The 13,357-nt window shown below is 69.1% G+C and carries 9 protein-coding genes; 5 read left to right on the forward strand and 4 right to left on the reverse strand.

The genetic code is table 11. The features are described 5' to 3' along the window. Positions 1-111 precede the first annotated feature (111 nt). The 4 genes from ACFWX1_RS17130 to ACFWX1_RS17145 all read right to left on the reverse strand — a co-directional run bounded on the left by ACFWX1_RS17130 (position 112) and on the right by ACFWX1_RS17145 (position 5,945). Entirely contained in the window at positions 112-1,185 is a 1,074-nt protein-coding gene (locus ACFWX1_RS17130) for a ribonucleotide-diphosphate reductase subunit beta (protein ID WP_378388285.1), read from the reverse strand. Between the two features lie 91 nt (positions 1,186-1,276). Further along, positions 1,277-4,249, reverse strand: a complete 2,973-nt coding sequence (locus ACFWX1_RS17135; protein WP_378388287.1) for a ribonucleoside-diphosphate reductase subunit alpha — start codon at positions 4,247-4,249, stop codon at positions 1,277-1,279. Positions 4,250-4,504: 255 nt separating this feature from the next. Continuing rightward, positions 4,505-5,113 (reverse strand): acetoacetate decarboxylase family protein, encoded by a 609-nt coding sequence (locus tag ACFWX1_RS17140; RefSeq protein WP_378388289.1) that lies wholly within the window; start codon positions 5,111-5,113, stop codon positions 4,505-4,507. Beyond that, complete coding sequence (locus tag ACFWX1_RS17145; protein ID WP_378388291.1) at positions 5,106-5,945, reverse strand: enoyl-CoA hydratase-related protein; 840 nt, start codon at positions 5,943-5,945, stop codon at positions 5,106-5,108. The genes ACFWX1_RS17140 and ACFWX1_RS17145 overlap by 8 nt, the downstream gene beginning before the upstream one ends. Positions 5,946-6,083: 138 nt before the next feature. Here ACFWX1_RS17145 and ACFWX1_RS17150 point away from each other — a divergent pair, with 138 nt between their 5' ends. The 5 genes from ACFWX1_RS17150 to ACFWX1_RS17170 all read left to right on the forward strand — a co-directional run bounded on the left by ACFWX1_RS17150 (position 6,084) and on the right by ACFWX1_RS17170 (position 13,357). Beyond that, positions 6,084-6,875 (forward strand): TIGR03084 family metal-binding protein, encoded by a 792-nt coding sequence (locus ACFWX1_RS17150; protein WP_378388293.1) that lies wholly within the window; start codon positions 6,084-6,086, stop codon positions 6,873-6,875. A gap of 76 nt (positions 6,876-6,951) precedes the next feature. Continuing rightward, entirely contained in the window at positions 6,952-8,646 is a 1,695-nt protein-coding gene (locus tag ACFWX1_RS17155; RefSeq protein WP_378388295.1) for an acyclic terpene utilization AtuA family protein, read from the forward strand. Further along, the gene (locus ACFWX1_RS17160) at positions 8,601-9,794 is read left to right on the forward strand and encodes an acyl-CoA dehydrogenase family protein (protein WP_378388297.1); all 1,194 of its coding nucleotides are present in this window, start codon (positions 8,601-8,603) and stop codon (positions 9,792-9,794) included. The genes ACFWX1_RS17155 and ACFWX1_RS17160 overlap by 46 nt, the downstream gene beginning before the upstream one ends. Next, on the forward strand, positions 9,791-11,389 hold the full coding sequence (locus ACFWX1_RS17165) for an acyl-CoA carboxylase subunit beta (RefSeq protein WP_378388299.1): 1,599 nt from the start codon (positions 9,791-9,793) through the stop codon (positions 11,387-11,389). The genes ACFWX1_RS17160 and ACFWX1_RS17165 overlap by 4 nt, the downstream gene beginning before the upstream one ends. A gap of 15 nt (positions 11,390-11,404) precedes the next feature. After that, entirely contained in the window at positions 11,405-13,357 is a 1,953-nt protein-coding gene (locus ACFWX1_RS17170) for an acetyl/propionyl/methylcrotonyl-CoA carboxylase subunit alpha (RefSeq protein ID WP_378388301.1), read from the forward strand.

The following is a 13,357-nucleotide window of genomic DNA, read 5'->3' on the forward strand; positions in this document are numbered from 1 at the left end:
GGCTACAGCCCCACCCGCCACTCCCCTCGCGCTACCCCGCGCCCCCCCCCGCGGGGCACCGATCGGCCCGGGCTCCGCGTCCGTTCAGGTGCGTGAGTTCGCCGTCGCGGATCAGTCCCAGTCGAGGGCGCCGCCGGACTGGTACTCGATGACGCGGGTCTCGAAGAAGTTCTTCTCCTTCTTGAGGTCCATCGCCTCCGACATCCACGGGAACGGGTTCTCGGTCTCGCCGAAGATCGGGGCGAGGCCGATCTGCTGGGCGCGGCGGTCGGTGATGAAGTGCATGTACTGCTCGCACAGCTCGTGCGACAGCCCGAGCATGCCGCGCGGCATGGTGTCGCGGGCGTAGGCGACCTCGAGCTCGCACGCCTCCTGCAGCATCCCGCGCACCTCGGCCTGGAAGTCTTCGGTCCACAGGTGCGGGTTCTCGATCTTGATCTGGTTGATGCAGTCGATGCCGAAGTTCAGGTGGATCGACTCGTCGCGCAGGATGTACTGGTACTGCTCGGCGATCCCGACCATCTTGTTCCGGCGGCCGAGCGAGAGGATCTGCGCGAAGCCGGTGTAGAACCACATGCCCTCGAAGATCACGTAGAACGCGACGAGGTCACGCAGGAACGCCTGGTCGGCCTCCGGCGTGCCGGTCTCGAAGTCCGGGTTTTCCAGGTTCTGCGTGTACTTCAGCGCCCACGCGTCCTTGTCCGAAATGGACGGGACCTCGCGGTACATGTTGAACAACTCGCCCTCGACCAGGCCGAGGCTCTCGCAGATGTACTGGAAGGTGTGCGTGTGCACGGCCTCCTCGAACGCCTGGCGCAGCAGGTACTGGCGGCACTCGGGGTTGGTGATCTGGCGGTACACCGCGAGCACGATGTTGTTGGCCACCAGCGACTCCGCGGTGGCGAAGAAGCCGAGGTTGCGCTTGAGCATCGTGCGCTCGTCCTCGGTCAGCCCGTCGGCCGACTTCCACAGCGCGATGTCGGCCTGCATCGCGACCTCGGTCGGCATCCAGTGGTTGTTGCAGCCGGCGAGGTACTTCTCCCACGCCCAGCGGTACTTCATCGGCAGCAGCTGGTTGACGTCGGCGCGGGCGTTGATCATCCGCTTGTCGTCGACGTTGATCCGGGCGGCGCCGACCTCGATCTCGCCGAGGCCGGTGGCGTCCGTGGTTTCCAGGTTGGTCATCTCAGGGGACTCCAGAAAGACGGTGACTGTCTCTGAAGGCCACCTTGAGGGACTCTGGTTCCCTCAAGGTGGCCTTCAGAGGCTTGGGGGGCTACTGGCAGGCTTCGCAGTCGGCGTCGTCGATGCGGCAGGCGGCGCCTTCGACGGCGGCGAAGTCGACGTCTTCCACCTTGGGCATCTCCTTCGGCTCGGCCGCGGGTGGCGTCACCGGCACGGCTGCCTCCGGTGAGGGCGACGGCGCGGGCGAGGCCGCCGGGGAAACCGCCGGAACCGCGGCCGACGGCGACGCCGCGGGAGCGGCGGCGGCCGGGGCGGCCGAGACGGCGTTCAGCTTGCCGTCCGTGCCGCGCAGGGTGCTCTTCTCCACGTGCGTCGCGGACTGCGCCCGCAGGTAGTACGTGGTCTTGAGGCCCTTGTGCCACGCGTACCGGTACAGCTCGTCGAGCTTGCGGCCGCTCGGCGCCGCGATGTACAGGTTCAGCGACTGCGCCTGGTCGATCCACTTCTGCCGCCGGGACGCGGCGTCCACCAGCCACTTCGACTCGATCTCGAACGCCGTGGCGTACAACGCCTTCAGGTCGTCCGGGACGCGGTCGATCTGGCCGAGGCTGCCGTCGAAGTACTTCAGGTCGCTCACCATGACCTCGTCCCACAGCCCCCGCTCCTTGAGCGAGCGGACCAGATGCGGGTTGACCACGGTGAAGTCGCCGGACATGTTCGACTTGACGTACAGGTTCTGGAACAGCGGCTCGATGGACTGCCCGACACCGCAGATGTTGGAGATCGTCGCGGTCGGCGCGATCGCCATCACGTTGGAGTTGCGCATGCCGACGGTCTTGACCCGCTCACGCAGCGTTCCCCAGTCCAAAGTGGACGAGAGGTCGACGTCGAGCGCGTCGCCCTGGCGGGCCTCGATGAGCAGCCGCATCGAGTCGATCGGCAGGATTCCCTTGCTCCACAAGGAACCCTCGAAGCTCTGGTACTGCCCGCGCTCCTCGGCGAGGTTGGTCGAGGCCGAGATCGCGTAGTAGGAGATGTGCTCCATGCTCTCGTCGGCGAACCGCACCGCGGCTTCGGACGACAACGGAACGCCCAACTCGAACAGCGCGTCCTGGAAGCCCATCAGGCCGAGGCCGACCGGGCGGTGACGCAGGTTCGAGCGGCGTGCCTCCGGTATCGTGTAGAAGTTGATGTCGATCACGTTGTCCAGCATGCGGACGGCGGTGCGCACGGTCTTTTCGAGCCGCTCGGTGTCCAAACCGGACGGAGTCACGTGCTTGAGCAGGTTGACCGAGCCGAGGTTGCAGACCGCGACCTCATCGGTGCTGGTGTTCAGCGTGATCTCGGTGCACAGGTTCGACGAGTGCACGACGCCGATGTGCTGCTGCGGCGAGCGCAGGTTGCACGGGTCCTTGAAGGTGATCCACGGGTGCCCGGTCTCGAACAGCATGGTCAGCATGCGCCGCCACAGGTCGACCGCGCGGACCCGGCGGAACACCTTGATCTCGCCGCGGTCGGCGGCGGCCTCGTACTCGCGGTAGCGCTGCGCGAACGCGTTCCCGTAGAGGTCGTGCAGATCCGGCGTCTCGTTGGGGGAGAACAGCGTCCACTGCCCGTCGGCCTCGACGCGGCGCAGGAACTCGTCCGGCACCCAGTTCGCGGTGTTCATGTCGTGCGTGCGCCGCCGGTCGTCACCGGTGTTCTTGCGCAGGTCGAGGAACTCCTCGATGTCCACGTGCCAGGTCTCGAGGTAGGCGCAGGCCGCGCCCTTGCGCTTGCCGCCCTGGTTCACCGCGACCGCGGTGTCGTTGGCGATCTTGAGGAACGGCACGACGCCCTGGGACTGGCCGTTGGTGCCCTTGATGTGCGCGCCGAGGCCGCGGACCGGGGTCCAGTCGTTGCCGAGCCCGCCCGAGTACTTGGCCAGCAGCGCGTTGTTCTTGTACGCCTGGAAGATCGAGTCGAGATCGTCGTCCACAGTGGTCAGGAAGCAGGACGACAGCTGCGCGCGCGTGGTGCCCGAATTGAACAGCGTCGGCGTCGAGGCCATGAAGTGGAACGACGAGAGCAGCTCGTAGAACTCGATCGCGCGGGCCTCGCGGTCGTCCTCGCGGATCGCCAGTCCCATCGCGACGCGCATGAAGAACGCCTGCGGCAGCTCGAAACGGACGCCGTCGTGGTGCTGGAAGTACCGGTCGTACAGCGTCTGCAGGCCGAGGAACCCGAAGTCGAGGTCACGCTCGGGCCGGATGGCCGCGGTGATCTTGTCCAGGTCGAAGGAGGTCAGCTCGGCGTCGACCAGCTCCAGCTGGACGGCGCGGCGCAGGTAGGCGCGGAAGTACGGCGCGTACTCCGTCGCCATCTCGTCCTGGCTGGCCTGGCGCGGCGCGCCGGCGAGGTAGCTCAGCGCCTCGCCGCGCAGCTTGTCCAGCAGCAGCCGGGCGGACACGTAGGAGTAGTTCGGCTCCTGCTCGACGAGCACGCGGGCGGCCATGATCTGCGCGAGCGCGAGTTCGTCGGCGCTGATGCCGTCGTAGAGGTTGCGCTTGGTCTCGGCGAGCACCGGCTCGGCGGAGACGTCGTCCAGCCCGGCGACGGCTTCTCCCACAACGTGGGACACGCGCGCCCAGTCGAGGGGACGCAGCGAACCGTCGGCGCCCTTGACGTTGAGGGCGGCCTCGGCCGGGACCGGCGCGGCCGCTTGACGGGCCTTGGCGCGCTCCTCGCGGTAGAGGACGTACGCGCGGGCGACCTTGTGGTGCCCGCCGCGCATGAGCGCGAGCTCGACGAGGTCCTGGATCTGCTCGATGTGCAGGGCGGGCTCGGGGCCGGCGTGGCGCAGCAGCGAGGTCTCGACCTGCTCGGTCAGCTCGGCGACCACGTGGTGGACGCGCGAGGACGCGGCGGCGTCGTCACCCTCGACGGCGAGGAACGCCTTCGTCAGCGCGACCGAGATCTTGTTGGCGTCGAACTCCGACACATTGCCGTCGCGCCGGATCACCCGGACTCCGGCTGGCTTGTTGTCCGGAGAGGAGGGTGGGCGATGGCTGGTGTCGACTGACATGCATGACTCCCAAAGGGCGCGTCGGATCGGCGCATCGTCCCCCGGACGAAGCGCTGCTGGTCGGGCAAAGCGTTGGCCGGCAGGCACTCTGAGCGGACTCCCCGCCGCTGGTGCCGTCGGTCCCCAGAGACTACATGTAGGGGTTGGGGGCCGCACGTGCCCCAATGGGTGGCGTGTCGCGCACTCACCCTGGCGGGTTAGGTGATCACTGAGAGCGCGTGGGTCACCGGTCTGCGGGTCACTCCGCAGAGGTCGTCAGCCGCCGAAGCGCAGGGTGAAACCGGCCAGCTTCGCGCTGGCCACCGGACGGTGCCCGGCGAGGTGGCCGAGCGGTCCCGCGGGGTTGATCTGCCAGTCCGAGGACGCCAGCCGTGCGCCTGCCTTCGACGCCACCGGACTGCGCTTGAGCCGTCCGTCGAGGGTCTGGACCACCTCGAAGGCGGCAGGGATGGAGAAGGGGAGACCGAGGCGCGGCGTGAAGGCGGCGGTCGCGATCCAGTCGTCGCCGGTCGCCGCGGACGCCGTGAACGCGTGGCCGCCCGCGAACTCGAACGCGGCGAGATCCTTCGGGATGCCCCACAGCGCGCGTCCGCCTGCCAGTGACGTCTCGCTGTCGACCCAGATGCCGGTGATCGACGTGGCCGCGCGGCGGCCGTGGACGGCCACGGTCGCGAGCAGTTCGTGATAGCTCAGCTGACCCGGTGGCCGGTAGTCGATCCACGCGGTGACGACCGTCGCCCGCCCGCGCCAGACGAGGGGGCGGGCGCCTTCGGGCAGGGCCGGTATCTCACTGACTGGGACGCGCCAGACGGACAGCCAGGCGTCCCCCGCGAGGTTCCACGGTTCGGGCGGGTAATCACTCATGGAGCCAGGGCAGGTAGTCGGGGAGGTCCTTGTCGACGCGCATGGCGAACTCCGGCGGGCGTTTCTGCAGGAACGACACGACACCCTCGACGGCGTCGGAACTCTTGCCCAGGCCGCCGATCAGCCGGGAGTCGAGTTCGTGCACGGGGAATGGTGAAGGCGCGCTCGCCATCCGGTAGAGCAACTGGCGGGTGACCGCGACCGACACCGGCGCGGTGGTGGCGATGATCTCGCGCGCGAGCGCGTACGCCTCGTCGAGCACGGTGTCCGCCGGGTGCAGCCGGTGGACGAGCCCGGCCGAGAGCGCTTCCCGCGCGTCGACGAGACGGCCACTGATCATCCAGTCGAGCGCGGTGCCCATGCCGACGAGCCGGGGGAGGAACCAGGCGGACGCGCCCTCGGGGTAGATCCCCCGCCGGGTGAACACGAACCCGAACCGGGAATCCTCGGCGGCGAGGCGGAAATCGCACGAAAGCGTGATGGTGATGCCGCCGCCGACGGCCGCGCCGCGCAACGCGGCGATGACCGGTTTGTTCATCGTGAAGATCCGCTTCGAGCACCGGCCGGCGGGCTCCTGCCACGCCGCGTCCGGTCCGGATTCCGGGTCGAAGTCGAAGCCGCCCTGGGAAAGGTCCGCACCCACGGAGAAATCCTTGCCCGCGCCGGTGAGGACAACGACCCGGACGTCCTCGTCGCGGTCGGCCCGGTCCATGGCGTCGCCGAGCTCGTCGGCCATCCGGATCGTGTAGCCGTTGCGGGCCTCCGGGCGGTTCAGCGTCACGGTGGCGATCCGCTCGGAGACCGCGTAGGTGATGTCGGCGTAGTCGGCCATATCCCCGACAGTAAGCCAGCTCACCACTACTGGCAAGGTGTCAATAGTGGCCCGGCCGGTCGGGGACGAAAACAATCAGGCGTGCTTGATTTTTCTGTCGGCCGGTGCGAGCCTGGGGCGGACGCAAGGAGGCGTGCGATGGCGGACCTCGGCGTGATCCTCGGTGATCTCGCGGCGGAAACACAGACGATCGACGACGTGGTGGCCGGCCTGCCCGCGTCGGACTGGGCGCGGCCGACCCCCGCGGAAGGCTGGACGATCGCGCACCAGATCGCGCATCTGGCCTGGACCGACGAGAAGTCGCTGATCTCGGCGGCGCATCCGGAAGACTGGCAGGGCGAAGTCGAAAAACTGCTCCAGATCGGCGAAAACTACGTCGACGCGGGCGCGGCCGAGGGTGCGGAGAAGGCACCCCGGCAGCTGCTCGCGGACTGGCGCACGGGCCGGGCCGCGCTGGCGGACGCGCTGGCCGCCGTGCCAGAGGGACAGAAACTGCCCTGGTACGGCCCGCCGATGAGCGCGGCCTCGATGGCGACCGCGCGCATGATGGAGACCTGGGCACACGGCCAGGACATCTTCGACGCGCTCGGCCTGGTCCGCGAGCCGACCATGCGGCTGTGGCACATCACCCGGTTCGGCACCCGCACGCGTGACTTCGCGTTCAAACTCCATTCGCTCGCCCCGCCTGCCGAACAGTTCCGGGTCGAGCTGACCGCGCCGGACGGGTCGACGTGGGCGTTCGGGCCCGAGGACGCCGAGCAGCGGCTCACCGGCAGCGCGGTGGACTTCTGCCTGCTCATCACGCAGCGGCGGCACCGTGACGACACCGACCTCGTCGCCACCGGGGACGGCGTCGACGAGTGGCTGGGCATCGCGCAGGCGTTCGCCGGGCCGCCCGGGGCGGGCCGCAAGCCGGGGCAGTTTGCATGAGCGACGCTTGCGAGCGAATCGAGGACATCATGCGCCAAAAAGGATTGGACACTGTCTCGCGGAGCGAGGCGATCGCATGAGCGCGGACGTGCTGCGCATCGGGAACGCGTCCGGGTTCTACGGCGACCGGTTCTCCGCCGTGCGCGAGATGCTCACCGGCGGCCCGCTCGACGTGCTGACCGGGGACTACCTCGCCGAGCTGACCATGCTCATCCTCGGCAGGGACAGGCTGAAGGACCCGAACCGCGGCTACGCCAAGACGTTCCTGCGCCAGCTGGAGGAAAACCTCGCGCTGGCCAAGGAAAAGAGCGTCAAGATCGTCGCCAACGCGGGCGGTCTCAACCCGGCCGGGTTGGCCGACGCGCTGCGGGAGCTGGCCGCGAAGCTCGGCGTCGATGTCTCGATCGCGCACGTCGAGGGCGATGACCTGATCGCCCGCGCCGAAGAGTTGGATTTCGGAAAACCGTTGACCGCCAACGCCTATCTCGGCGCGTGGGGGATCGCGGAGTGCCTGAACGCCGGGGCGGACGTCGTCGTGACCGGCCGGGTCACCGACGCCTCGGTGATCGTCGGGCCCGCCGCCGCGCACTTCGGCTGGGCCCGTGACGACTACGACGCGCTCGCGGGCGCGGTCGCCGCCGGGCATGTCATCGAATGCGGGACCCAGGCCACCGGCGGGAACTACGCGTTCTTCACCGAGCACACGATCGGCGTGCCGGGCTTCCCGATCGCCGAGATCGAGGCCGACGGCTCCAGCGTCATCACCAAACATCCCGGCACCGGCGGCGTCGTGAATGTCGGGACGGTCACCGCGCAGCTGCTGTACGAGATCACCGGCGCGCGCTACGCCGGGCCGGACGTCACCACGCGCTTCGACACGCTGAGCCTCACCGAGGACGGGCCGGACCGGGTGCGGATCAGCGGGGCACGCGGCGAGGCGCCACCGCCGACGCTCAAGGTGTGCCTCAACAGCCTCGGCGGCTTCCGCAACGAGACCACGTTCGTCCTCACCGGACTGGACATCGAGGAGAAAGCCGCGCTGGTCAAGGAGCAACTCGAAGGCGCGCTCAAGAAACGGCCCGCCGAGGTCAAGTGGACACTCGCGCGTACCGAGCATCCGGATGCTGACACCGAACAGCGGGCGAGCGCGCTGTTGCACGTCGCGGTCAAGGACGCCGACCCGAAGGTGGCGGGCCGGGCCTTCAGCGGCGCCGCGATCGAGCTGGCGCTGGCCAGCTACCCCGGTTTTCACGTCACCGCACCGCCTTCGGATGCCTCGCCGTACGGGCTGTACACCGCGTCCTATGTGGACGCCAAGGAAGTCCCGCACGTCGCGGTCCTCCCGGATGGGTCGCGGGTGGACATCGCTCCCGCCGCCGACACGCTCGCACTGTCCGAAGTGGAGGAGCCGGAGCTACCGGAGCGGTTACCGGACGGGCCGGTGCGCCGCGTCCCGCTGGGCCGCGTGATCGGCGCGCGCAGCGGCGACAAGGGCGGCAACGCCAACCTCGGTGTCTGGGTACGGTCCGAAGAGGCCTGGCGGTGGCTGGCACATCGCCTCACCGTGCAGGAGTTCCGCCTGCTGCTGCCCGAAACCGCGGACCTGCCGGTGACCCGGCATCTGCTGCCGAACCTGTGGGCGATCAACTTCGTCGTCGAAGGCATCCTCGGCGAGGGCGTCGCGTCGCAGGCACGGTTCGACCCGCAGGCCAAGGCGTTCGGCGAATGGCTGCGGTCACGGGAGATCGACATTCCGGAGGCGCTGCTGTGACTCTCGATCCTTTCCGGACACCCGAGCGCGACGAACTGCGCAAGACCGTGCGCACGTTCGCCGAGCGCGAGGTCCTGCCGCACCTCGACGACTGGGAACGTGACGGCGAGCTGCCGCGTGAGTTGCACCGGAAGGCCGGGGAACTCGGCCTGCTCGGCGTCTCCTTCCCGGAGTCGGTGGGCGGTGGTGACGGCAACTATCTCGACTCGGTGGTCGTCGCCGAGGAAATGCACTACGCCGGCGGATCCGGCGGGCTGTTCGCCTCGCTGTTCACCTGCGGTATCGCGGTCCCGCACATCGCCGAGGCCGGGGACCCGGTGCAGATCGAACGCTGGGTCCGGCCGACGCTGGCGGGCGAGAAGATCGGCTCGCTCGCGGTGACCGAGCCGGACGGCGGTTCCGACGTAGCGGGCATCCGCACCAGTGCGGTGCGCGAGGGCGACGAGTACGTCATCAACGGCGCCAAGACGTTCATCACCTCGGGCTGCCGCGCCGACTTCGTGACCACCGTGGTGCGCACCGGCGGTGAAGGCGCGCACGGGCTTTCGCTCATCGTGGTCGAACGCGGGACGCCCGGGTTCACCGTGTCGCGCAAGCTGGACAAGATGGGCTGGCTCTGTTCCGACACCGCCGAGCTGTCCTATGTGGATGTCCGGGTCCCGGTGGAGAACCGGATCGGCGCGGAGAACAGCGGCTTCGCCCAGGTCGCCACCCAGTTCGTGGTCGAGCGGCTCTCGCTGGCGGTGCAGGCGTACGCGCACGCGCAGCGGGCGTTGGACCTGACGCTGGACTGGTGCCGGCTGCGGGAGACCTTCGGGCGGCCGCTGATCTCCCGGCAGCTCGTGCAGCACAAGCTCACCGAGATGGCACGGAAGATCGACGTCGCCAGGACCTACACCCGCCAGATCGCCGTCCGCCACGTCTCCGGCGAGGAGGTCATCGCCGAAGCCTGTTTCGCCAAGAACACCGCGGTCGAGGCGGCGGAATGGGTGGTGAACGAGGCCGTCCAGCTGCACGGCGGGCTCGGCTACATGCGGGAGTCCGAAGTGGAACGGCACTACCGCGACGTCCGCATCCTCGGGATCGGCGGCGGTACCACGGAAATCCTCACCGGCCTCGCCGCGAAGCGATTGGGATACACCTCATGACGACACTGCGGTCCTCAGTGGACACCCGGACCGGCGAGTTCGCGGCGAACCGCGAAGCGATGCTGGAGAAGCTCGCCGAGATCGACGCCGAGCAGGCGAAGGCGGTCGCGGGCGGCGGCGAGAAGTACGTCGAGCGGCACCGCAAACGCGGCAAACTCCTGGCGCGGGAACGGATCGAGCTGCTGCTCGACGAGGACTCGCCGTTCCTCGAACTGTCGCCGCTGGCGGCGTGGGGCTCGGACTACCGGGTCGGTGCCAGCCTCGTCACCGGCATCGGGGTCGTGGAAGGCGTCGAATGCCTGATCTCGGCGAGCGACCCGACGGTGAAGGGCGGCGCCAGCAATCCCTGGACGGCCAAGAAGAGCTACCGCGCCGCCGACATCGCCGCGCAGAACCGGCTGCCGACGATCAACCTCGTCGAGTCCGGTGGCGCGGATCTGCCCACTCAGAAGGAGATCTTCATCCCCGGCGGGCGGATCTTCCGCGACATCACGCGGGCCTCGGCCGCGGGCTGCCCGACGATCGCGCTGGTCTTCGGCAACTCCACCGCGGGCGGGGCGTATCTGCCGGGCATGTCCGACTACGTCGTGATGGTCAAGGAACGCGCGAAGGTGTTCCTCGGCGGGCCGCCGCTGGTCAAGATGGCCACCGGTGAGGAATCCGACGACGAGTCGCTGGGTGGCGCCGAGATGCACGCCCGGATGTCCGGGCTCGCCGACTACCTCGCCGCCGACGAAGAGGACGCCATCCGCCTCGGCCGGAACATCGTCAAGCGGCTCAACTGGACGAAGCAGGGGCCGTCCCCGAAGCCGGACTACGCCGAGCCGCTGTACGACACCGAGGACCTCCTCGGCATCGTGCCGCCCGATCTCAAGAGCCCGTTCGACCCGCGCGAGGTGATCGCCCGCGTCGTCGACGGCTCGGACTTCGACGAGTTCAAGCCGCTTTACGGATCCAGCCTGGTCACCGGCTGGGCGAGCATCCACGGCTACCCGGTCGGCATCCTGGCCAACGCCCAGGGCGTGCTGTTCAGCGAGGAGTCGCAGAAGGCCGCGCAGTTCATCCAGCTGGCCAACCAGATCGACACCCCGCTGGTGTTCCTGCACAACACCACCGGCTACATGGTCGGCAAGGAGTACGAGCAGGGCGGCATCATCAAGCACGGCGCGATGATGATCAACGCGGTGTCGAACTCGAAGGTGCCGCACCTGTCCGTCCTCATGGGAGCGTCCTACGGCGCCGGGCACTACGGGATGTGCGGCAGGGCCTACGATCCGCGGTTCCTCTTCGCGTGGCCGAGCGCGAAGTCCGCGGTGATGGGCGGGGCGCAGCTGGCCGGTGTGCTGTCCATTGTGGCCCGTGCGGCCGCCGAGGGCCGGGGCCAGGAGTACAACGAGGAGCACGACAAGGCCATGCGCGCGATGGTCGAGGGGCAGATCGAGGCCGAGTCCCTGCCGATGTTCCTGTCCGGGATGCTCTACGACGACGGCATCATCGACCCGCGGGACACCCGGACCGTGCTCGGGCTCGGTCTTTCCACGATCCACAACGGACCTGTGAAGGGCGCCGAGGGCTTCGGCGTCTTCCGGATGTAAGGGGCGGCGTTCACCGTGATCCAGAACCTGCTGGTCGCCAACCGCGGCGAAATCGCCCGCCGCGTGTTCCGGACCTGCCGCGACGCCGGGATCGGCACCGTCGCGGTGTTCTCCGACGCCGACGCCGGGACACCGCACGCGACCGAGGCCGACGTCGCCGTCCACCTTCCCGGAAACGCGCCGTCCGAGACATACCTGCGCGCCGATCTGCTCGTCAAGGCGGCCGCGGACAGTGGCGCGGACGCGATCCACCCGGGATACGGGTTCCTGTCCGAGAACGCCGCGTTCGCCCGCGCCGTCCTCGACGCGGGGCTGACCTGGGTCGGGCCGCCACCGGAAGCCATCGAGACGATGGGGTCCAAAGTGGAGTCCAAACGGCTGATGGCGGCCGCCGGAGTCCCCGTCCTGTCCGAACTGGACCCCGCCGAGGTCACCGAGTCCGATTTGCCGTTGCTGGTCAAGGCGTCCGCGGGTGGTGGCGGACGCGGCATGCGTGTGGTCCGCAAGCTGGACGAACTCGCGGAAGCCGTCGAGAGCGCCAGTGCCGAGGCAGGTTCGGCCTTCGGCGATCCGACCGTCTTCTGCGAGCGCTACCTGGAGACCGGGCGGCACATCGAGGTCCAGGTGCTGGCCGACACGCACGGCACGGTGTGGGCGCTGGGGGAGCGGGAGTGCTCGATCCAGCGGCGGCACCAGAAGGTCGTCGAGGAGGCACCGTCCCCGCTCGTCGACGCCGCGATGCGCGAGGAACTGTTCGAGGCGGCCCGCAAGGCGGCCAAGGCGATCGACTACGTCGGCGCCGGCACGGTCGAATTCCTCGCCGGACCGGACGGCCGGTTCTACTTCCTGGAGATGAACACCCGGCTGCAGGTCGAGCACCCGGTGACCGAATGCGTCACCGGCACCGACCTCGTGGCCTGGCAGCTGCGCGTCGCGGAAGGGGAGCGGTTGCCCGCGGATCCGCCGCCGAGCACCGGCCACGCCATCGAGGTCCGGCTCTACGCCGAAGACCCCGCCGAAGGCTGGCAGCCGCAGAGTGGCACGTTGCACCGCTTCGAACTGTCCGATGTGGACAGAGAATTCGAGCACGGGCCCGGGCTGCGGCTCGACTCCGGTTTCGTGAGCGGGTCCGTCGTCGGCGTGCACTACGACCCGATGCTCGCCAAGGTGATCGCCTGGGCACCGGACCGCGCCTCGGCGGCCCGGCGGCTGGCGAAAGCCCTCTCCGGCGCGAAGATCCACGGCGTGGTCACCAACCGCGACCTGCTGGTGAACATCCTCCGGCACGACGCCTTCCTTGCCGGGGAAACCGACACGGCGTTCTTCGACCGGCACGGCCTCGACGTCCTGGCGAAACCACTGGCCACAGTGGACACGGAGCGGCTCTCCGCGCTCGCGGCCGCGCTGGCGGACGCGGCGGGCAACCGGGCCACCGCGATCATGTGGAGCAGGCTGCCCAGTGGCTGGCGCAACGTCCGATCGGCGGGCCAGCGCAAGCGATTCTCCGCCGGGGACAACGAATACGAGGTCGTCTACACATTGGCCAGGGATGGTCTGCGTGCCGAGGGATACGACGACGTCGCGCTCGTCAACGCCGAGCCCGAACGGGTCGTCCTGGACGTCGCCGGTGTCCGGCGCGCCTTCGACGTCGCGCGTTACGGCGATACGTCCTATGTGGACTCCGCGCTGGGATCTGTCGCGCTGAGCGTCGTGCCGCGCTTCGCCGACCCGGACGCCGCGCTGGCGGCGGGGTCGCTCGTCGCGCCCATGCCGGGCACGGTCGTGCGGCTGGGCGCCCAGGTCGGCGACACCGTGGCGGCGGGGGACCCGGTGCTGTGGCTGGAAGCGATGAAGATGGAACACCGGATCACCGCCCCCGCCGACGGGGTGGTGACCGCACTTCCGGTGACGGTCGGGCAGCAGGTCGAAGTGGGCACGGTTCTGGCAGTGGTGGGAGACGAAGCATGA

Origin of the sequence: Amycolatopsis sp. NPDC059021 (genome assembly GCF_042739895.1) — a bacterium.
Lineage (GTDB): Bacteria > Actinomycetota > Actinomycetes > Mycobacteriales > Pseudonocardiaceae > Amycolatopsis.